This window comes from Serratia sp. SCBI, from assembly GCF_000747565.1.
GTDB classification, from domain to species: Bacteria; Pseudomonadota; Gammaproteobacteria; order Enterobacterales; family Enterobacteriaceae; genus Serratia; species Serratia ureilytica.
Genome location: NZ_CP003424.1, coordinates 3,776,699 through 3,797,032, shown reverse-complemented (window position 1 = coordinate 3,797,032; position 20,334 = coordinate 3,776,699). Strand labels below are relative to the sequence as shown.

General features: G+C 62.2%; 14 protein-coding genes. 6 read left to right on the top strand and 8 right to left on the bottom strand.

All coding sequences use genetic code 11. The features are described from left to right. Nucleotides 1-9: 9 nt before the first annotated feature. Nucleotides 10-627 (top strand): pyridoxamine 5'-phosphate oxidase family protein, encoded by a 618-nt coding sequence (locus SERRSCBI_RS17815; RefSeq protein WP_033651545.1) that lies wholly within the window; start codon nucleotides 10-12, stop codon nucleotides 625-627. On the opposite strand, the gene SERRSCBI_RS17810 is transcribed toward SERRSCBI_RS17815, so the two are convergent. Then, complete coding sequence (locus SERRSCBI_RS17810) at nucleotides 624-1,190, bottom strand: GNAT family N-acetyltransferase (protein ID WP_033651544.1); 567 nt, start codon at nucleotides 1,188-1,190, stop codon at nucleotides 624-626. The genes SERRSCBI_RS17815 and SERRSCBI_RS17810 overlap by 4 nt on opposite strands. A 51-nt stretch (nucleotides 1,191-1,241) precedes the next feature. Further along, a complete protein-coding gene (yegD, locus tag SERRSCBI_RS17805) occupies nucleotides 1,242-2,594 on the bottom strand; it encodes a molecular chaperone (protein WP_033644053.1) in 1,353 nt (450 codons plus the stop codon). A 270-nt stretch (nucleotides 2,595-2,864) separates the two neighbouring features. On the opposite strand from yegD, the gene SERRSCBI_RS17800 reads away from it, so the two are divergent. From SERRSCBI_RS17800 to alkA, 3 genes are all read left to right on the top strand, one after another. Continuing rightward, a complete protein-coding gene (locus tag SERRSCBI_RS17800; RefSeq protein ID WP_033644051.1) occupies nucleotides 2,865-3,875 on the top strand; it encodes an AraC family transcriptional regulator in 1,011 nt (336 codons plus the stop codon). Nucleotides 3,876-4,022: 147 nt separating this feature from the next. Beyond that, nucleotides 4,023-4,862: an oxidoreductase gene (locus tag SERRSCBI_RS17795; RefSeq protein ID WP_042785188.1), complete on the top strand. Its 840-nt coding sequence runs from the start codon at nucleotides 4,023-4,025 to the stop codon at nucleotides 4,860-4,862. Between the two features lie 160 nt (nucleotides 4,863-5,022). Beyond that, nucleotides 5,023-6,513, top strand: coding sequence for a DNA-3-methyladenine glycosylase 2 (alkA, locus tag SERRSCBI_RS17790; RefSeq protein WP_033644049.1), 1,491 nt, complete (start codon nucleotides 5,023-5,025; stop codon nucleotides 6,511-6,513). Between the two features lie 6 nt (nucleotides 6,514-6,519). On the opposite strand, the gene SERRSCBI_RS17785 is transcribed toward alkA, so the two are convergent. The 6 genes from SERRSCBI_RS17785 to ppk1 form a co-directional block, all read right to left on the bottom strand. Then, a complete protein-coding gene (locus SERRSCBI_RS17785) occupies nucleotides 6,520-6,873 on the bottom strand; it encodes a DNA-binding protein (protein ID WP_033644048.1) in 354 nt (117 codons plus the stop codon). A 195-nt stretch (nucleotides 6,874-7,068) separates the two neighbouring features. Next, the gene (locus SERRSCBI_RS17780; protein WP_042785187.1) at nucleotides 7,069-10,398 is read right to left on the bottom strand and encodes a diguanylate cyclase; all 3,330 of its coding nucleotides are present in this window, start codon (nucleotides 10,396-10,398) and stop codon (nucleotides 7,069-7,071) included. Nucleotides 10,399-10,583: 185 nt separating this feature from the next. Next, complete coding sequence (mgtE, locus tag SERRSCBI_RS17775; RefSeq protein WP_004941597.1) at nucleotides 10,584-12,017, bottom strand: magnesium transporter; 1,434 nt, start codon at nucleotides 12,015-12,017, stop codon at nucleotides 10,584-10,586. Nucleotides 12,018-12,120: 103 nt separating this feature from the next. Further along, on the bottom strand, nucleotides 12,121-12,303 hold the full coding sequence (locus tag SERRSCBI_RS17770) for a YfgG family protein (RefSeq protein ID WP_004941600.1): 183 nt from the start codon (nucleotides 12,301-12,303) through the stop codon (nucleotides 12,121-12,123). A gap of 181 nt (nucleotides 12,304-12,484) precedes the next feature. Next, nucleotides 12,485-14,035 carry an exopolyphosphatase gene (gene ppx / locus SERRSCBI_RS17765; protein ID WP_033632396.1) on the bottom strand — a complete coding sequence of 517 codons (1,551 nt, stop codon included), beginning with the start codon at nucleotides 14,033-14,035 and terminating at the stop codon, nucleotides 12,485-12,487. A 10-nt stretch (nucleotides 14,036-14,045) separates the two neighbouring features. Further along, complete coding sequence (gene ppk1 / locus SERRSCBI_RS17760) at nucleotides 14,046-16,109, bottom strand: polyphosphate kinase 1 (RefSeq protein WP_033644044.1); 2,064 nt, start codon at nucleotides 16,107-16,109, stop codon at nucleotides 14,046-14,048. A gap of 396 nt (nucleotides 16,110-16,505) precedes the next feature. Between ppk1 and SERRSCBI_RS17755 the strand changes: the two genes are divergently transcribed. Both SERRSCBI_RS17755 and pstA read left to right on the top strand, forming a co-directional pair. Then, entirely contained in the window at nucleotides 16,506-18,677 is a 2,172-nt protein-coding gene (locus tag SERRSCBI_RS17755) for an ABC transporter permease subunit (protein WP_042785186.1), read from the top strand. Further along, nucleotides 18,674-20,323, top strand: coding sequence for a phosphate ABC transporter permease PstA (gene pstA, locus SERRSCBI_RS17750; RefSeq protein ID WP_042785185.1), 1,650 nt, complete (start codon nucleotides 18,674-18,676; stop codon nucleotides 20,321-20,323). The genes SERRSCBI_RS17755 and pstA overlap by 4 nt, the downstream gene beginning before the upstream one ends. Nucleotides 20,324-20,334: the final 11 nt, after the last annotated feature.

Genomic DNA, 20,334 nt, shown 5'->3' with positions numbered 1-20,334 from the left:
GAAACTGCAATGTCTGGCGATATCATCAACGACCTCGCGGCGCTGGAACAGCTGTACGGCAAGCCCGCCGCGCCCTCGGTTTTTAAAGAAGTCAGCTACATCCACCCGGCTTACCGTCCGTTTATCGAGGCGGCGCCGTTCGCCGCCCTCTCGACGGTGGGGCCGGACGGCATGGACGTCTCGCCGCGCGGCGATCCGGCCGGTTTCATTCATATCGAAGACGAGAAAACCCTGCTGTTGCCGGATCGGCGCGGCAATAACCGCATCGACAGCCTGCGCAATATCCTGCACGACAACCGGGTGGCGCTGCTGCTGCTGATCCCCGGCATCGGCGAAACGCTGCGGATTAACGGGCGGGCGGAGATCGTGGTGGCGCCGGCGGTGTTGCAGCGTTTCGCCCACCGCAACCAGCTGCCGCGTTCGGTGCTGCGCATTCGGGTGGAGGCGGTGTTCTTCCAGTGCAGCCGGGCGATCTTGCGTTCGGGGTTATGGGAAGAGGCCAGCCGCCTCGAGCGTTCGGCGCTGCCCAGCCCCGGCCATATTTTGGCTGCGGTGAGCCAAACGCGCTTCGATGGTGAGGAGTACGACAGCGCGCTGCCGCAGCGGCTGAAGGATACGCTGTATTAATCGCCGTGGCGTTCGCGCCACGTTTGTCGGTTCAGCCGGTACAAGACGTGCTTTTGCAGCGGATGGCCCGCCGGCAGACGCGGGTGCAGGAAGGTTTCGCCGTCGAAGCGCATACCGATGCGCGTCATCACCCGGCGCGACGGCTGGTTATCTTCGGCGGTGAAGGACACCACTTCCGGCAAATGCAGCGTGTCGAAGGCGCACGCCAGCGCGGCGCGCGCCGCCTCAGCGGCGTAGCCGTTGCCCCAGTGGGCCGCCGCCAACCGCCAGCCGATCTCCACGCAGGGGGAGCAAGGCAGATCGTCGCCCGGCCGCGCCAGCCCGACAAAACCGATAAAAGGCGCGCCGCTTTTCACTTCCACCGCCCACAGCCCCCAGCCGTGCTGTTGCAGGAAGGCGCGGATGCGTTCGGCCTGCGCGCGGCTTTCCTCGGCCGTCATCGTCGCCGGGAAATAGCGCATGACCTGCGGATCGGCGTTGAGCGCGGCGAAGGCCGGCAGGTCGTCGTCGCGCCAGGGGCGCAGCCGCAGCCTGGCGCTGTCGAGGGTAAGGATGGTCGACATGATGCATAGCCTCCAATGAACAAGGGCGCGGCGAGCCGCGCCCGCGGGCTGTCAACGGAACAGCGTTTGCGCCCAGCGCGCCAGCCCGGCGGTGACCGAGCCGAAGTCGTTGCCGCCGACGATCGGAATGCCCGGCAGCTGCTGTTGCAGCGCGGCGCGCAGCAGCGGCGAACGCGCGCTGCCGCCGGTCAGGTAGATCACCTGCGGCGCGGTCTGGCTGCTGGCCAGCGCGGCGCTGACCTGCTCCTGAATGCGCATCAACGGCTGCGAGATGGCGTCGGCGAGCTGATCCTGGCTGATGTTCTCCGCCAGATCGGCCTGCACGAAATTGAGCGGCGCGCTGATGGCCGTTTGGCCGGACAGGGCGATCTTACTCTCTTCGGCCGCCCGCACCAATCGATAGCTCAGGCGCTGCTGGTACACTTTCAGCAGGCGCTTGACCTTTTCCGGCTCCGCCGCGTCGAGGATCAGATCGCGCAGCACGCGGCCGTTGGCGGCGCTGTAGAAATCGTTTTGCGCCGGCACATCGTTGGTCGCCACCGCGTTCCAGTAAGGCAGCGCCGGCAGGGCGATGCCTTTCGCGGTTTCGCCACCCAGGCCGAACAGCGGCATCAGCTGCTTGAAGGCCAGCATGATGTCCAGATCGTTACCGCCGACCCGGCAGCCGCTGTGGCCCAGCAGGCTCTGCTGGCGATCGGCGCGGTTGCGCCACTGCGGCCCCATCAGCAGCACCGAGCAGTCGGTGGTGCCGCCGCCGATGTCCACCACCAGCACGGTTTGCTCTTCGCTCAGCGTCGCTTCGAAGTCCAGCCCCGCCGCCACCGGCTCGAACTGGAATTCAATGTCCTTGAAACCGGCGCGTTCGGCGGCGCGTTGCAGAATGCCCTGCGCCTGCCGGTTGGCTTCGTCGCCGCCGATGCCCTGGAAGTTGATCGGCCGGCCGATCACCGCCTGATCGATGCCGGTTTGCAGCACATTTTCCGCCTGGCGTTTGATGTGGAACATCATGGCGCACACCAGGTCTTCGAACAGCGCGATCTGCTGTGGTTTCAGGCCGTTGGCGCCGAGGAAGGACTTCGGCGAGCGCACGAAGTACACCTCTTCCGGATCTTCCATATAGTGCGCCAGCGCCTGCAGGCCGAACAGCACGCTGTCGCCGTTGACCGGAATGTCTTCTTCGCGGTTGTAACTGATGGCGCGGCGCAGCAGCTGCTGGTTTTCTTCGCTGCCGGTCGGGATCTGCCAATGGCGGTGCAGGCATTCGCTCACCGCTTCGCGGGTCGGCGCGCACAGCATCGAAGGCAGATAGGGCGCGTTGTTTTCCAGCGTCAACAGCTCGGGGCCGTGGTCGCGCATCACTGCAACGGAACAGTTGGCTGTCCCGTAATCGAATCCAATAAACATCTCTTTTTTGTCCCCATGCCAATGAAGGGGGCGACTTTACCCGAGACGGGGCCGGCGGGCAATGCGCCAATGCGCGAGTGTCGAAAAATTTAGCGGGCGCGGCGGCTTGCGCGAACTTTCTCAGTGCGGATAACGCTCAAGCCGCAGCAATGGCACAGTCGGCTATGAAAATGGCGTGCTTCGCCCATCAAGACGCACGCCATTTCTTTATACTCAACAGGTATTCCGAGCGGGGAATGCCTTTCCCTATGACTCTGTGATGAGGATTTCATGACGCGCAACTCGACCTTTCTCATGAATATCGGCTGGAGAACCCTGCTGAAAGATCTGGGGCTCCAGCCGACGGATGTTTTACGCCGGGCTGCATTGCCTGAAGATCTGTTGTCACGCACCGCTGAAGGGATCACTACGGAAGAATATTTCCGCTTCTGGCGCGCGATGGAGGAAGGAACGGGCGACCCGTTGTTTCCGTTGAAAATCGTTGCGCTGATGTCAACGGAATCGTTTGACCCTCCGATATTCGCCGCCCTGTGCAGCGCCAATCTGGCGCAAGCTGTCCAGCGGTTAGCGAAATACAAGCAACTTACGGCGCCGATGAGCCTGGAGCTCGCCATCGGCCCTGAAGGCGAAATGACGATTTCACCCCGCTGGTTGTTGGCGGAGGAGGCGGTACCGGCGTCTTTACTGGTGGCTGAGCTGGCATTTTATGTTCGGCTGGCGCAGCTTGCCACGCGCGAACCGGTAAAAGCGCGCCGTATCACCTTGCCTGAACTGCCGCCTGCAGCCCTTTCACGCCCCTTGGCAGCCTTCTTCGGCTGCGCGGTAACGCCTGGGGCAGGGCCGGGCATTACTTTCTCCTCCGCAGATGCCTTGCGTCCCTTTTTGACAGTGAATGAGGGCATGTGGCGCGTTTTCGAACCCGAGCTGCGTCGTCGCCTCAGTGAACTGGACGCCACGGCAACCACTGGAGAGCGCGTTTGTGCGGTGCTGCTGGAGTTGATTCCCAGCAATACCGCCGGCATCGACGCGGTGGCGGCAAGATTGGGCATGAGCCGCCGGACGCTGCAGCGGCGTCTGGAAGATGAGGGCGAGAGTTTTCGTTCGCTGAGCAACGGCACCCGGGAAAAATTGGCGCGCCACTATCTTAAGCATTCGACCCTTACCAGCGGAGAGATTGCCTTTTTGCTCGGTTTTGAAGAGCCGAACTCTTTCTTCCGCGCCTTTCACGAATGGACAGGGCAAACGCCGGAAGCGGCTCGCCAGGCGATGCGGCTGAATTAGCCGAGAGGCGCTGTTCACGTTGGCGCATTCTGCGAGTTGATTGGCGCGGTTCGACATGGTTGCGGCAGGGCCCGTCGCTTAAAGTGGACAACATACAGACTGCGCAGGCAGTCGCCAACGCAATCATCCTAATAAGGAGCAGTCAGTATGAAGTCCAAAGTGATCCTGGTGACCGGCGCCTCGTCCGGTATTGGCGAAGCCACCGCCGTCACGTTAAAGCAGCGCGGGCATACCGTTTATGCGGCCGCCCGCCGGGTTGAACGCATGCAGGCTCTGGCTGCCGCCGGCATTCGCGTTTTGCCGTTGGACGTCACCGACGATGCTTCCATGGCGCAGGCGGTAAAGACCATCATCGCCGAAACGGGGCGTATCGATGTGTTGGTCAATAACGCCGGTTACGGCTCCTATGGCGCTATTGAAGACGTTTCTGCGGATGAGGCTCGCGCTCAATTTGATGTGAATGTGTTCGGTGCGGTTCGGCTGACGCAGCTGATTTTGCCGCACATGCGAGCGCAGCGCTCCGGCACCGTCATCAATATTACGTCGATGGGCGGGAAAATACATACGCCGCTGGGCGGATGGTATCACGGCACCAAATTCGCCTTGGAGGCCATCAGCGACTGTTTGCGCATGGAGGTACAACCTTTCGGCATCGACGTCGTGGTGATCGAACCCGGCGGCATCCAGAGTGAATGGGCGGATATCGCCGCGGAAAAACTGATCGGCGTTTCCGGCCAGAGCGAGTACGCCGCTCAGGCTCACGCTGTCGCCCACGCCATGGTCAGCGACGCCAGCAAGAAACGGCAATCGCCGCCGAGCGTGATTGCCGATACGATCGCCAAAGCCGTCGTCGCCCATCGTCCGAAAACGCGCTATGCCGTGGGGTTTGGCGCGAAACCGCTGATTTTTCTGCGGCGCTTGTTGTCCGATCGCGCCTTCGATGGGCTGATGCGCCGGGCATTGGGGGTACCGCGCCAGGGGCAATAAGTCGTCGGGCAGCGGGCTTTATGTCGGTGGCGGTGAAAATGGTGCGTCTGAACGCTGTTCAGACGCATAATCATTAAAGACAATCGCTAATCTGGACGGTGGGAAGGTGCGTAACTTAATGTCCGAATTCCGCACGTCAGCGCGCTAGCCGAGTCCCATAATGCAGAAAAAACCGAACCCGAGCGTTGCCATGAATACTCAACAGCAAGCGTTGTACGACGCGCTGCGCGCGCGTGACCGAAAATTCGACGGCCGTTTTTTCGTCGGCGTCTCTTCCACCGGCATCTATTGTCGTCCGGTGTGCAGCGCCCGCACGCCAAAGCTGGAAAACTGCACCTTTTATCCGAGCGCGGCGGCGGCTGAACTGGCGGGGTTTCGCCCCTGCCTCAAATGCCGACCGGAACTGGCGCCCGGCCTGGCGCTGATCGATCTGGGCAACCGCTATGCCCAGGTAGCGGTGCAGCTCATCGAGCAGGGGTATCTGTCCGAACACAGCTGCGAAGCGCTGGCGGCGCGGCTGGGCATTTCCGATCGCCATCTGCGGCGCATCTTCGCCGAACAGTTTGGCGCTTCGCCGATCGACTACGCGCAGTCGCATCGGTTGCTGCAGGCCAAGCGCTTGCTGGCGGACACCGATCTGCCGCTCAGCGAGGTGGCGTTCGCCGCCGGTTTCGGCAGCCTGCGGCGTTTCAACGAGCTGTTCAAGGCGCGTTACCGCCTGATCCCGTCGGCGCTGCGCAGCGGCGGCGCGCGCGGTGAACGGGCCGCCGCCAGCGGGTTGGTGTTTCACCTGGGCTATCGGCCGCCCTATGACTGGGCGCGCATGCTGAATTTCTTGCAGGCGCGCGCCGTGCAGGGCGTGGAGCGGGTCGAGGGGCGCCGCTACCTGCGCTCGATCGCCGTCAGCCAGGGCGGCACGGAACACCGCGGCTGGCTCAGCGTGCAGCCGGAAGAGGCGCGCAATCGGGTTCGGGTCGAGATTGCGCCGACGCTCAGTCTGGTGACGACGGAGGTGTTGCGCCGGGTGCGCCTGCTGTTTGATCTGGACGCCGCGCCGGATCGCATCAATGAGGCGCTGGGCTCGCTGGCGGCCGATGCGCCGGGGCTGCGCCTGCCGGGCTGCGTGAACAGTTTCGAGCAGGCGGCGCGTGCGGTGCTGGGGCAGTTGGTCAGCGTGAAAATGGCGGCGACCTTCGCCGGGCGGATGGCCGAACGCTGGGGCGAAGCGCTGGCGACGCCGCATGAGGGCATCACCCACGTTTTCCCCACAGCAGAACGGGTGGCGCAGCTGCAGCCTGAAGAACTGCGCCCGCTCGGGGTGCAAGTGAAGCGCGCGGCGGCGCTGATCGAGATCGCCCGCGCGCTGGGGGAAGGGCGGCTGCAGCTCGACAACGTGCTGGATATCGAACAGGGCATCAAGGCGCTGACCGCGCTGCCGGGTATCGGCAACTGGACCGCCAGCTATATCGCGATGCGCGCCTGGTCGTGGCCGGACGTGTTCTTGGCCGGCGACTACCTGATCAAACAGCGTTTCCCCGGCATGACGCCGCGCCAGATTGAACGCTACGCCGAGCGCTGGCGCCCGTGGCGCTCTTACGCCACGCTGCATCTATGGCACAACGGCGGCTGGGCGCCGGAAGCGGAGAGTTGAACGCGGCTAGCGGGGAGACTCGATCAGCTGCAGCAGGCGGCTCATGCCTTCACGCATCAGGAACGCCAGCAGCTTTTCCCGTTCGGCCGGCGTGAGGTGATAGTAATACTCGATCCAGACCCGTACCGGATCCTGACGTTTGACGTCGTAATCCGGATGGTCGGTTTCGCGCAACGCCGACAGACTGCGCGCGCCGAACGGCAGACTGTCGATATGGTATTCCAGCGCTTTGCCCTGTACGCCGCTGCGGCGGCGACTGACCCAGCCTTCGCGCCGGGCCATCAAATTGACCCCTTGCGGGGTTGAGGGCAACCCCGCCTTACCCATCAGTTCCCTGGCGGAAAACCATTTCTTTTCCATAGTCCCTTGTCTCTGAGCCATCACCTGTCGAGGAAAATCAACGGATACGTCGATGTTCGCATGGGGATTTCATCTTACTTAATCGTTTAAGCTTCAGGTGTTATTTATATCACTAATCTTGTCTTGGTTAATATCATGTAACGAACGAGATGCGAGGCGCCGCCCGGGAGACGGCGCCTGAGTGGGGGGAGAGGGTTAACGGATGCCGAAATAGCCGTCGCTGAGCAACACCGCCAGCGGCTGCTCCAGCGCCACCTGGTCGCCGTCCGCCAGATCGACGCCAATGTCGCGCAGCGCCTGCAGCGTCACCGGCTGGTGAGCCGGTCCGGCGAAGGTCTGCGCTTTAATGCGATGCGCCGCGCCGTTGAGCATCGAGACCATCAGCTCGTCCATCTGGTTGCAGTGCACGTTGGTGATAAAGCGCTCATCGATGCGAATGATGTCGATCCTCTGGTCGCTGAGCTCATCGAACGCATTGATGTTATGCCCGAAGCCGTTGACGATCAGCCGGCAGCCCTGCTGCTGCAGTTCGCGGAGAAATGCCCGACACTGCGCGGCGTGCTCCAGTATCGCGGCCTCATCGACGCTGAACAGCAGCGCCTGCGGCGGCAGCGAGGAAGCGCGCACCGTTTCAGTCAGGTAGCGCTGGAAGTCGGCGCTCAGCAGGCTGTCGATGGCCAGCGGTAGCGCGAGCGACAGCCCTTTGCGTTTGATGTCGTCGGCATATTTCACCAGCAGTTGCGCCGCCGTCCAGCGGTCGATGTCCGGCATCAGGCCGTACAGCTGCGCGGCGGCGATGAACGCCTCGTGCGACAGCGGGCGGTCGTCCGGCGCCATCACCTGCAGCTTCACCTGGTGAAACGCGGCCGACAGCGGCGTCGCCGGCGGCGCGACCGCGTGAGTCAGCAGCCGCAGTTGCCCCTCGCTGATGATCGTCTGCACTTCCTGCAGGCTCAGCACCTCGTGCTGCCGCTCCAGCAGCTGTTTCTGCCGCGTTTCGTACAGATAAACCTGGCCGCGCCCCTGGTGCTTGGCGGTGTAGCAGGCGATATCGGCCTGCGCCAGCAGTTCGCTGCTTTTGGCGTCGGCGCTGATGCGCGTGATGCCGGCGCTGGCGCCGACGCGGTAAATCTTCCCTTCCCAGTAGAACGGGTGCTGGCTGATTTGATTAACCACTTGCTGCACCAGCGATTTGGCCTGTTCCAGCCGGCAGTCGTACAGGATCAGACCGAACTCGTCGCCGCCCAGCCGGGCCAGGCAATCGCTATGGCGCAGCTGATGCCGCATCAGCTGGGCGATGTCCCGCAGCAGGGCATCGCCCGCCGCATGGCCGGCGGTGTCGTTCACCGCCTTGAACCGATCCAGATCGAGGAACACCAGTGAATGCGGCGATGACGGTTCCCCGCCGGCGACGATCGCCGCTTTCAGCTGTTTCTCGAAGCGGGTGCGGTTCGGCAATCCGGTCAGCGCATCGTGCGAGGCGCTGTAGCTGAGTTTTTTCATCAGTTCGCGCGAGGCGGTGACGTCCTGCAGCACCATCACCGCGCCCATGGTTTCCCCGTCGAGGGTTTTCAGCGGTGAGACCGACTGCTGTACGTCGAAATAACGCCCGTCGCGGCTGTGCAGCACCAGCGCATAATCCGCCGGCCATTGCCGTGGGTATTGCGTGAGGTTTTCGATTTCCGGGCCGTCTTTGCCGTTGGTCAGGCGCACCACGCCGGCGACGGGCATGCCGATCGCCAATTCGAGCGGCCAGCCGCACATCTGTTCCGCCACCGGATTCATAAAGGTGATGCGCAGGTGGCTGTCGGTGGAGATCACCCCTTCGCCGATGGCGTCGAGGGTGATGTGCAGGCGCTCTTTCTCTTCGTGCAGCGCCTCGGCGAGGCTCTTGAGCTCGGTCATGTCGATATTGGTGCCGATCAGGCGCAGCGGCCGGCCCTGATCGTCGAGGATCACGTTGCCCTGGCCGCGGATATGGCGCACTTTGCCGCTGCGCGTAGTGATGCGAAACTCCATGATGAATGGCCGCGGCTGCGCCAGGATCTCGGCCAGCTCGCGATCGGTGCGCTCGCGATCTTCCGGCACCAGCAGGGTGCGCCACAACGCCAGCGTCGGCGTTTGGTCGGGGGTGAGATCGTAGAGTTCGAACATGCGCTGATCCCAGGTGAAGTTTTCCTGGCTCATCACCCATTCCCAGATGCCGACGCCGCCCACCTGGTTGGCCAGCGTGATGCGCTCCACCAACCGGTTGTTCTCCGCCTCGCTGCGCTTAAGGTCGCTGATGTCCTCCACCTGAGAGATGAAGTACAACGGCCGGCCTTCGCCGTCGCGCACCAGCGAGACCGCCAGCAGCGCCCAAACCGTCTGGCCGTCGCTGCGGATATAGCGCTTCTCCATGGTGTAGCTGCTGATATGGCCGTCGAGCAGTTCGTGCAGTTGGGTCAGGTCGGCGTTCAGATCGTCCGGGTGGGTGATCTCTTGAAAGGTCAGGCGATAAAGTCTTTCGGGCGGATAGCCGAGCAGCTTGCACAGCGCCTGGTTAACCTGCAGCCATTTGCCCTCCGGCGACACCAGCGCCATGCCGATGGCGGAATACTCCAGCGCGCTGCGAAAGCGGCTTTCGCTCTCGACGATATGTTGCTTTTCCACCCGGAAGGTGTGCATCACCATCGCCATGGCGTGCGCCGGGATCAGGATCAGCAACATCGGCAGATAGAGGCCGAGTTCGCCCAGGAAAGTGTGCTGGGAAGACTGAAGGCGCAGCAGGCCCAGCGACAGCAGGACGGTGATCAGCAAGAGAGTGCAGAAACAGACGGTGAAGGTTTCGAAGCGCGACAGCGCGATAGCCGCCCACAGCAGCGGCAGGATGACGAAGGTAAAGGGGAAGGGCAGATGTGTCAGCGCCAGATAGCTGAAGGCCAGCGAGCCCATCAGGGTCAATAGCAGCGGATACGGATTCAGCCCTGCCAACAGGCGGCGGTGATAGGTGAGCCCGAGCGGCGCCAGCGACAGCACCCCTATCGCCTCAGAGATGAACCAGGTGCCGAACGATTGCCAAAACGTTTGGTCCGGCGTGGGGGTCAGTCCGGCGGCCAGCAGCGCGCTGAACAACGGGGTAAATATCACCGCGCAGACCACGAAGCGCAGCCAACAGCCCAGATCGCTCAGCGGATCGATCGCCGGCAGCGTGCGGCGCAGCAGCAGAGCGCATACTGCCGCTTCCAGCAGGTTGATGGCGGCCAGCTTGACGGGAATGGCGCTGAGGCCGAACAGCAGGAAGCTGGCGAGCACGATGCCTGTGCCGCTGGCCAGCAGCGGCAAACCCCAATGACGCGGGGGATGGCGATACAGCACGGCGATCGCGGCGGCGGTCGGGAACCACAGCGGCGTGAAGTGATGAGCCTCACTGGATAACGACAGGCTCAGCAAGGCGAGCAAAAATGTCGCCAGCGCCACGAACAGAGAATGTGTCAGCATAACGCCTTTGTGTGTGCCGAACGCGTTCGGCGCGCTGATATCCATAGACATCCTTACCGATGACCTCTGCCTGTGATTGGATTCATGACGTGGATGAATCAAGATGATTTATTGAAAAAGGGTAGTACAGCGCGGGAGGAAAACCTACCGGGAGGGCCGACTTTACTGCGTTAGCGCAAACCCGGCGACAGAATGACGAAAAAGCCGGCGCGGGGCCGGCTTTGAGCGTCTTACAGCAGGAACAGGGTGGCGAGACCGAGGAAGATGAAGAAGCCGCCGGTATCGGTCAGCGCGGTGATGAGCACGCTCGAGCCGACCGCCGGGTCGCGGCCCAGTTTGAGCATGGTCATCGGGATCACCACGCCCATCAGCGCCGCCAGCAGCAGGTTGAGCAGCATCGCCAGCGTCATCACGCCGCCCATCGCCGCGTCGCCGTACAGCAGCCAGGTGATCACGCCCATGATGCCGCCCCACACCACGCCGTTGATGATGGCGACGCCCAGCTCTCTGAGCATCAGGCGCGAGATGTTGCCGACTTCAATCTGGTGCAGCGCCAGCGCGCGCACGATCATGGTGATGGTCTGGTTGCCGGTGTTGCCGCCGATGCCGGCGACGATCGGCATCAGCGCCGCCAGCGCCACCAGCTGGGAAATGGTGTGCTCGAACAGGCCGATCACTCGCGAGGCGATGAATGCGGTGCAGAGGTTGATCGCCAGCCAGGCCCAGCGGGTTTTGACCGCTTTGCTGACCGGGGCGAACACGTCTTCTTCCGGGCTTAAACCGCCCATGCGGCGCAGGTTGGTGTCGCTCTCTTCGTTGACGGCGTCGACGATCTCTTCGATGGTCAGGCGGCCCATCAGTTTGCCTTTGGCGTCAACCACCGGGGCGCTGATCAGGTCATAACGTTCGAACGCGCCGGCCGCTTCATCGGCCTTGTCCTCAGGCTGAAAGGTGGCGGGGTCGCTGTCCATCACTTCGCGTACCGGGATTTCCGGGTCGTTCAGCAGCACCGCGGTGAGCGGCAGTTCGCCCAGCAGGGTATTTTTGCGATCGGTGACGAACAGTTTATCGGTCGCGTCGGGAATGGTTTTGCGCATGCGCAAAAAACGGTGCACCGCGCCGAGCGTGACGTCCGGCCGCACCGTCACCAGTTCGAAATCCATCATCCAGCCGACGCTGTCTTTGGCGTACTGGCTCATCTCGCGCACCTGAGCGCGCTGCTCCGGCTCCAGCGAGGTCAGCAACCGGCCCATCAGGTTACGCGGCAGGTATTGCGCCAGATAGGCCTGTTCGTCCACGTCCAGCGTTTTGATCGCTTTGAGCAGGTCTTTATCGCTCATTTCTTCGATCAGGCTGTCCCAGACCGGTTCGGCGACTTCCACCAGCGTCTGGCCGCGCTTGCTGTTGCCCACCAGCCGCCACAGCGCCATGCGCTCGTCCTGCGGCAGCGCTTCCAGCAGGTCCGCCAGGTCGGCGGCGTGCATGTCGTCAAGCAGGCCGGTAATTTCCGCCGTTTGGTTCAGCAGTTCGCTTTGGCTGAGGGCGTGTTCATCCCCTGGCCGGCCGAGAATGCCGTCGACCAATTCCTTATTGTTCAACAACAGAGTGAGAATGCGCTGGCGGTGTTCAGCGACTTTTTTGACGTTATGGGTTGCGGCTGACATGGTGTTCCTTAACGGGCGCTCGGCGTTCCTGACGCAGGCTCATTAAAAGATAGAGCATAGCGAGTGCCGGAGTCATTTTTATGAAACGGACGGGGCGCGGCGGTTATTCAGAGGAGGCGTCCTGTTGCGGCGCGCTGACTTCGGCGGCGTTTTGCGCAGCGGCCTGCTTTTTTTCCTGATGATGAGGCACCGCCACCACGGCGGCGTACAGCAGTCGGCCGACTAAAATGATAAAGCTGATAAACAACACTATCTTCGTCATCTGTCCGGTGGTTTTCTTGCGCATATATCACCCGGTATGCCGGTGTCCTGTGTTATTCGCTCGAGAATTTGTAACCGGATTTTAGGCGCTGATGACAAAAGTTGTCCATTTTTTTCCGGCGAGCGGCGCGCCGTATTAGGGTTTCGTTTAGGTTGGCGGAGCGGGGGCGGAAAGAAAAACCCCCTGGCTGGCAGGGGGCGGGGGATCAGGCGGAGCGCTGTTCGTCTTGCGAACCTTCTTCGTCGATCAGCAGCTTCCAGCCGACGACGTCGTTCCAGTAGGCCTGCTCGCGCTCGAAGTCCAACTGCACCAGGTTGTTTTGCGCCAGGTAGCCGGCCGGGAAGCGCAGCGTCCAGTGGTTGTCGTCGGTGGTCAGGCGCAGCGTTTCCGGCGTGGTGGTCGACTGGCGTTGGTTGTTGAGCAGGGTGCTCAGACGCAGCAGTTGGATCAGCGGCAGGTAGTGTTTCTTTTTGAACAGGTTGAGGCGCGGCAGCTCTTCCAGCTTGATCGCCTTGCGGTGGAAACGCACCAACGCCGCCAACAGCAGCTGCTGTTCCTGGTTAAAGCCAGGCAGGTTGGAGTTTTGCAGAATGTAGGCCGAATGGCGATGCATGCCGCTGTGGTTGATGCTCAGCCCCACTTCGTGCAGCATGGCGGCCCATTTCAGCAGGGCTTCCAATTGCGGATGCACCAGCTTGGTGTTTTGCGCCATCCACTGCGAATAGAGCAGTTCGGTGGTTTCCAGCACTCGCTTGGCCTGTTCGCGGTCGATGTTGTAGTGATCGGCCAGGCTTTTGGCGGTGCGGCTGCGGATGTCCTGGTGGCGGAAGCGGCCTTCCATTTCATACAGCACGCCTTCGCGCAGCGCACCGTCAGACAGGCGCAGATCGCGGATCGCCAGCGCATCGAACACGCCGCACAGAATAGCCAGCCCCGGCACGAACACCGATTGGCGATCTTCCGACAGCCCCGGCAGGCTCAGTGAGCTGAAGCTTTTGAACTGCAGCACCTGTTCGGCGAGCATTTCCAGGCGTTCGAGGGTGATCAGACCGTCTTTTTCGCCCATCGCCACCAGCACTTCGTGGGCGGCCTTGATGGTGCCCGAGGCGCCCAGCGCGTACTGCCAGCCCTGAATGCGGTACTGCCAGGCCAGCGTTTCCAGCTTCTGCGCCGCCGCCAGCCGCGCGCGGCGGAAGTTGTTTTTGCTGATCTCGCCGCCGGGGAAGAACAGCTGGGCGAAGCTGACACAGCCCATGCGGCGGCTTTCCGCCAGCAGCGGCTCGAAGTCTTCGCCGATCACCAGCTCGGTCGAGCCGCCGCCGATGTCGATCACCAGCTTGCGGCCTTTCTCCGGTTGAGTGTGCTCCACGCCCATGAAGATCAGGCGCGCTTCTTCCTGGCCGGCGATGATTTCGATCGGGTAGGGGATCACTTTGGCGGCGCGCTTGAGGAACACTTCGGCGTTCACCGCCTGGCGCAGGGTGTGGGTCCCGACGATGGTGACGTTATCCGCCGGGAAGCCCTGCAGCCGTTCGGCAAACAGCGCCAGGCAGGCCAGGCCGCGTTCTATCGCCTCTTCACTGAGTACGTTGTTGCTGTCCAATCCGTCGGCGAGGTGCACCCGCTGTTTTAAACGGCCCAATACCTGTAAGGCGCCGTTGACGACGCGGGCGATCACCATGTGGAAACTGTTCGACCCGAGGTCGATGGCGGCGATTTCCTGCGGTTTGTTCGTTGCAGTGTTTTTTAGCGGCATAGTTGCTGGCCTACTGTCCTGGTTGTTCCAGAGCTTTTAAATACTCGTAAATAGCCACCTGGGCGCGCACTTTGCGGCGGTTGCCGCGCGGCACGTACTGGTTGCTCAGTTCTTTATCCACATAACGGGCCTTGACCGTATCGCTGAACAGGATCTCCAGAATGTCCAGAACGCGCTGTTTCAGCGCCGGATCCAGCAGCGATACCGCCACTTCGATACGGTAATCTATGTTGCGGGTCATCCAGTCGGCGGAGGACAGATACACCCGTTTGTCACCTTTGTTGTCGAAAACGTAAACCCGATCGTGTTCCAAAAAGCGATCGACGATGCTGATCACCTGAATATTGTCGCTGATCCCCGGCAGGTTGGGAATCAGGGAACACATACCCCGCACCAGCAGGCGGATCTTCACGCCGGCGCCGGACGCGGTATATAACCGATCTACCAGCCCTTTATCCACCAGATTATTTATTTTCAACATAATGCCGGCCTGTTCCCCGGCCTGGGCGTTGGCGATTTCGTTGTCGATCAGCTCATACAGCTTCAGGCGCGAGTTCTGCGGCGACACCATCAGGTTGTCGAAGGTGACCGGCCGGTAGGGGTTCTCGATAAAGTTGAACACCCGGCGCACTTCGTTGGTGATGCGCGAGTCGGCGGTCAGCAGCGAATAGTCGGTATAGATGCGCGCGGTTTTTTCATTAAAGTTGCCGGTGCCGATATGAGCATAGCGCACAATTTCATCGCCTTCACGGCGCGAAATCAGGAACAGTTTGGCGTGGATTTTCAGCCCCGGCGCCGAGAAGATCACGTGTACGCCGGCTTCGGTCAGGCGCTTCGCCCAGTGAATGTTGGCCTCTTCGTCGAAGCGCGCCTGCAGCTCGACCACCACCGTGACCTTTTTGCCGTTGTGCGCGGCGTGGATCATCGATTCGATGATGCGCGAGTCTTTCGCCACGCGGTAGATGTTGATTTTGATCGCCAGCACGCTCGGATCGAACGACGCCTGGCGCAGCAGCTCCAGCACGTGCTCAAAGGTGTGGTACGGGTAGTAGAGCAGCACGTCTTTTTCACGAATGGCGTCGAAGCCGTTGCGGAAACCGTCGAACCAGATGTGGCGCAGGCGCGGCAGCGGCTTGTTGACCAGATTGGCCTTGCCGACGTTCGGGAAGCTGATGAAGTCTTTAAAATTGTGATAGCGGCCGCCGGCGATCACCGAATCGTAGTTGGAGATGCCCAGCTTGCCGCGCAGCAGTTCCACCATCTCGTTCGGCATGTCGCGCTGATAAACGAAGCGCACCGGTTCGGCGGTGAGGCGCTGTTTCAGGCTGGAGGACATCAGTTCCAGCAGGCTGGATTCCATTTCGGTCACCAGATCGTACTCGGCGTCGCGGGTCATCTTCATCGAATAGGCGTTGAGCGCGTCGTAGTCGAAGAAGCCTTTGAAAATCTCATCCAGGCAGTAACGCAGAATGTTGTCCAGCAGGATCATCGGCTTGCGGCGGCGCGGCGCTTCCGGCGGCAGATTGACGAAGCGCGGCACTTTGTCCGACGGGATTTCCAGCAGCGCATAGTCGGTGCGCGCGCCGCGGATAATTTCCACCGCCAGATAGGTGTAATCGTCTTTCAGGAACTGCACCAGATTGGTGTCGTGGTTGATCAGGATCGGCGTGATGTGCTGGCGCAGATGTTGTTTGAAATACTGGCGCAGCCAGATTTGCTGGTTTTCGGACACCTGGCGTTCGTTGATCAGGAAGATCTGGTTGCGCGCCATTTCCAGCAGCAGATCGTTGTACAGGCCGTCGAATTCCTGATCGGTTTTCAGCACCTTGGCCTGGATCTTTTTCAGCAGGTGGCGCGAGGCGCCGGCGGAGCCCTGCTCTTCGCTGATCAGGATGCGGCGTTTGAGATCGGCGAAGCGGACTTTATAGAACTCGTCGAGGTTGTTGGAGTAAATGCCCAGAAAACGCATTCGTTCAATCAGGGGATTGCTCTTATCTGCGGCTTCCTGCAACACGCGCTCATTAAAGGATAACCAGCTTAGTTCTTTTTCGATGTAGAGCTTTTCCTGACCCATTGCCACTCCAGTTCAATTTTAGAATAGGATCCGGGACGCAGCGCCCGGATGCCGCTCTAGTGTCCTTCATCATTATTGCGAGAGATTGACAGGAAAGTCCAACATATCCATTGCGTTGGCGCGCGGCGTTTTTCGCCGACAATAAATTTTCCCCGCGGCGGGATGCCCGGCAGTGAAACGATCAGCATGAAATGACGGTTAGCAGGCTTATTCTTGGCGTTATAAAGCGTGTTTATGGTCATTTTTCAGCAATATATCAAATTCATATTGTCTGTTGGCAGTGTAAAAAACCTGGGCTGAGTCAGGTAACTTTGTCATGCAAACGTCATAAAACTGACATAAGATGCCCGGTTATCTTACGGCGTAAGCCCGATTACATCAGCGACAGCGAGACACATGACACAGACGACGGCAAATCAACATCCCCGAGATCGCCTGCGCGGGCGCATCGACCGCGGCGTGCAGGCGGCAGTGACCGCCTGCGGGCTGATGGTGCTGATGACGTTGATGCTGATCTTCGTTTATCTGCTGTTTGCGGTGCTGCCGCTGTTCAAACCGGCCTCGCTTGGGCAAGCTCAGCCGCTGCCGATTGCGGCGTCTTCCCCGGCGCTGGCGCTGGGCATGGACGTGCAGCAGCGCGTCGGTTATCGCATCGATGCGCAGGGCACGGGGCAATTTTATCGTCTGTCGCCGGCGCCGAGCGGCCAGGCCCAGACACCGCTGGCGCAGCAAACACTGCTGGCCAAACCGGCGCTGCTCGCGCAGGCCGCCGGAGAGCGCGATCTGTTCGCGTTGGCGCAGGCCGACGGCCGGTTGGTGGTGGCGCGCGCGGATTTCGCCACGGCGGAAAACGGCCGGCCGCAGTGGCTGTTCCCGCTCGGGCAACCGCCGCTGGCGCTGGATCCGCAGCGCAAGCCGCTGAAGCTGTTGTCGCTGGCGGACGCGCATCGCGGGCAGTATCTGCTGGCCGGGGTGACCGACGATCGGCGGCTGGTGTTCGGCCGTTTCAGCCCGGATCGGCCGCCGCAGTTCAGCGAACGTCCGCTGGAACACGACGCAGAGCAGTTGGTGCTGACGCCGGATGGCCGCCAGCTTTACCTGCTGGCGGGCAACCGGCTGGCGCGTTACCAGATCGACGGCGCGCAGCTGCAACTGCGTGAAACGCGCACCTTGGGCGAACACGCCCCGTACCAGATGACGGCGCTGCCCGGCGGCAGCGCGCTGCTGATCAAGGGCGCCGACGGCAACCTGCGCGAGTGGTTCGAGGTGGAAAAAGAGCAGCGCTGGCGACTGACGCCGGTGCAGCATTTCGACCACGGCGCCGACCGGCAGGAGCTGACGGTGGCTGAACCTTATCGCCGGGTGTTCGCCACCCTGCGGCCCGATGGCGGCTTCTCGTTATTCTCCACGATCCAATCCCAGCCGCTGCTGAATACCCGTTTGGGCGCCGAGGTGCGGCAAATGGCGTTCGCGCCGCGCGGCGATGGCCTGCTGCTGGAGAGCGCGCAGGGCTGGCAGCGCTATGCGCTCGACAACCCGTATCCGGACGTCACCTGGCGTTCGCTGTGGGGCAAGGTGTGGTATGAGAACTACCCGCAGCCGGCCTATGTCTGGCAGTCCACCTCCGGCGAAGACAGCTACCAACCTAAATTCAGCCTGATGCCGGTGATCTTCGGCACCTTCAAGGCGGCGGCTTACGCGATGCTGTTCGCCATCCCGCTGGCCTTGGCCGGCGCCATCTATACCGCTTACTTTATGACGCCGGGGCTGCGGCGAGTGATCAAACCGGCTATCGAAGTGATGGGCGCGCTGCCGACGGTGGTGATCGGGCTGGTGGCCGGCATCTGGCTGGCGCCGATCATCGAGCAGTATCTGTTGGCGGTGCTGGCGTTGCCGCTGCTGCTGGCGGCGGCGGTGCTGCTGTGCGGCGCGTTGACCCATCGCTTTATGCCGCGCTGCCGGCCGGGCGTCGATCTGCTGTTGCTGTTGCCGCTGCTGGCGTTGACGGTGTGGCTGGCGTTCTGCCTGGGGCCGTGGCTGGAGGTGGCGCTGTTCGGTGAGCCGCTGCATTTCTGGCTGGGGGATAATTATGACCAGCGCAATGCGCTGGTGGTGGGCGTGGCGATGGGCTTCGCGCTGGTGCCGATCATCTTCTCGTTGGCGGAGGACGCGCTGTTCAGCGTGCCGGCCACCCTGAGCCAGGGCTCTTTGGCGCTGGGCGCCACCCAATGGCAGACGGTGATCAAGGTGGTGCTGCCTTCCGCCAGCGCCGGCATTTTCTCCGCGCTGATGATCGGCTTTGGCCGCGCGGTGGGAGAAACCATGATCGTGCTGATGGCCACCGGCAACACGCCGATTATTGACGGCAGCTTGTTCCAGGGGCTGCGAGCGCTGGCGGCCAATATCGCCATCGAAATGCCGGAGGCGGTTTCCGGCAGCAGCCATTACCGCGTGCTGTTCCTGACTGCGCTGGTGCTGTTTGTCTTCACCTTCGTGTTCAACACGCTGGCGGAGGCGGTGCGCCTGCGGCTGCGCAAGCGCTACACGCCGAATCAGGAGGCGCCATGAAAAACTGGGTGAAGAGCGGGTCACCGTGGGTGTGGCTGACCGCCGGTTCGGTCGCCGTCAGCCTGCTGGCGCTGATCGGCATTTTGTTGCTGCTGGCCGGGCAGGGGATGCGTTATTTCTGGCCGAGCCCGGTTTATCAGTTCGAACTGAATCAGAACGGCGCCGGGCCGGTGACGGTGATCGGCGAGTTGTACCTGCAACAAAGCATTTCCCGGCGCCAGCTGGCTGAGGCGGGCGTCACGCCGCCGGGCGAGGCGCAGAACGTCGAACGTTATCTGATTAAGGTCGGCAACCGCGAGCGCGAGGGGCAGGATTTCCGCACCTTGCTGGCCAGCGATATCCGCAGCCAAAGCACGCCGCGCAGCCTGCTGGTGCTGGAACGCGACAGCCACGGCACCGCTTACGGCTATCTGGCGGGGCTGCTGGAAGATGGGCAACCGCTGACCGGCCGCAATCTGGGGCAGGCGTTGCAGCAGCGCCTGCCGCAAATCGCCGCGCTCTCACGCCAGGCGCACGACATTCAATTCCGCGACATGGCGCGCATCAATCAGCAGTTTGACGCGCTGCGGCTGCGGGAAAAGCGCCTGCAGCGCGACGATAAGCTGGACGCCCGCGCGCAAGACGCCATCAAGGCCGAACGGCTGGAGCTGCAGCGGCAGTATCAGCTGTTGTCCGAACGTCTGGCGGGGCTGAACCGCGATCGCCAGCGCGACGCGTTGCTGCTGCGCGACATGCACGGGCAGACGTTGACCATTCCGCTCAGCCAGGTGCGCGATGCCTGGTACCCGAACGCCATGAGCACCTCCGAGAAGCTGGCGCACTGGGGCGAGCAGGTGAAGAAGTTTCTCATCGACAGCCCGCGCGAGGCGAATACCGAGGGCGGGGTGTTCCCGGCCATTTTCGGCACGGTGTTGATGGTGATCCTGATGTCGATCGTGGTGATGCCGTTTGGCGTGATCGCGGCGGTGTATCTGCACGAATATGCCGGCAACAATCTGCTGACGCGGGTGATCCGCATCGCGGTGGTCAATCTGGCCGGCGTGCCCTCGATCGTCTATGGCGTATTCGGCCTCGGCTTCTTCGTCTATATGATAGGCGGCACGCTCGATCAGCTGTTCTATCCTGAATCCCTGCCCAACCCGACCTTCGGCACGCCCGGCGTGCTGTGGGCGGCGCTGACGCTGGCGCTGCTGACGCTGCCGGTGGTGATCGTCGCCACCGAGGAAGGGCTGTCGCGCATACCCACCTCGCTGCGGCAGGGCTCGATGGCGCTGGGGGCCAGCCGGGCCGAGACGCTGTGGCGCATCGTGCTGCCGATGGCGGCGCCCGCGATGATGACCGGCCTGATCCTGGCGGTGGCGCGCGCCGCCGGGGAGACCGCGCCGCTGATGCTGGTGGGGGTCGTGAAATCGGTGCCGGTGCTGCCGGTGGACGAGATTTTCCCGTATCTGCACCTGGAGCGGAAGTTCATGCATTTGAGCTTCCAGATCTACGATATGGCATTCCAGAGCCCGAGCGTGGAGGCGGCGCGGCCGTTGGTGTTCGCCACCGCCTTCTTGCTGGTGACGATCGTGGTGAGTTTGAATCTGGCGGCGATGGGCATCCGCCATTCGCTGAGGGAGCGGTACCGAGCATGGTCGCAGTAACAATGACGCTA

Coding starts and splice junctions, on each gene's coding strand:
- SERRSCBI_RS17815 (WP_033651545.1), top strand. CDS start 10: ATGTCTGGCGATATCATCAACGACCTCGCGGCGCTGGAACAGCTGTAC.
- SERRSCBI_RS17810 (WP_033651544.1), bottom strand. CDS start 1,190: ATGTCGACCATCCTTACCCTCGACAGCGCCAGGCTGCGGCTGCGCCCC.
- yegD (WP_033644053.1), bottom strand. CDS start 2,594: ATGTTTATTGGATTCGATTACGGGACAGCCAACTGTTCCGTTGCAGTG.
- SERRSCBI_RS17800 (WP_033644051.1), top strand. CDS start 2,865: ATGACGCGCAACTCGACCTTTCTCATGAATATCGGCTGGAGAACCCTG.
- SERRSCBI_RS17795 (WP_042785188.1), top strand. CDS start 4,023: ATGAAGTCCAAAGTGATCCTGGTGACCGGCGCCTCGTCCGGTATTGGC.
- alkA (WP_033644049.1), top strand. CDS start 5,023: ATGCAGAAAAAACCGAACCCGAGCGTTGCCATGAATACTCAACAGCAA.
- SERRSCBI_RS17785 (WP_033644048.1), bottom strand. CDS start 6,873: ATGGAAAAGAAATGGTTTTCCGCCAGGGAACTGATGGGTAAGGCGGGG.
- SERRSCBI_RS17780 (WP_042785187.1), bottom strand. CDS start 10,398: ATGGATATCAGCGCGCCGAACGCGTTCGGCACACACAAAGGCGTTATG.
- mgtE (WP_004941597.1), bottom strand. CDS start 12,017: ATGTCAGCCGCAACCCATAACGTCAAAAAAGTCGCTGAACACCGCCAG.
- SERRSCBI_RS17770 (WP_004941600.1), bottom strand. CDS start 12,303: ATGCGCAAGAAAACCACCGGACAGATGACGAAGATAGTGTTGTTTATC.
- ppx (WP_033632396.1), bottom strand. CDS start 14,035: ATGCCGCTAAAAAACACTGCAACGAACAAACCGCAGGAAATCGCCGCC.
- ppk1 (WP_033644044.1), bottom strand. CDS start 16,109: ATGGGTCAGGAAAAGCTCTACATCGAAAAAGAACTAAGCTGGTTATCC.
- SERRSCBI_RS17755 (WP_042785186.1), top strand. CDS start 16,506: ATGACACAGACGACGGCAAATCAACATCCCCGAGATCGCCTGCGCGGG.
- pstA (WP_042785185.1), top strand. CDS start 18,674: ATGAAAAACTGGGTGAAGAGCGGGTCACCGTGGGTGTGGCTGACCGCC.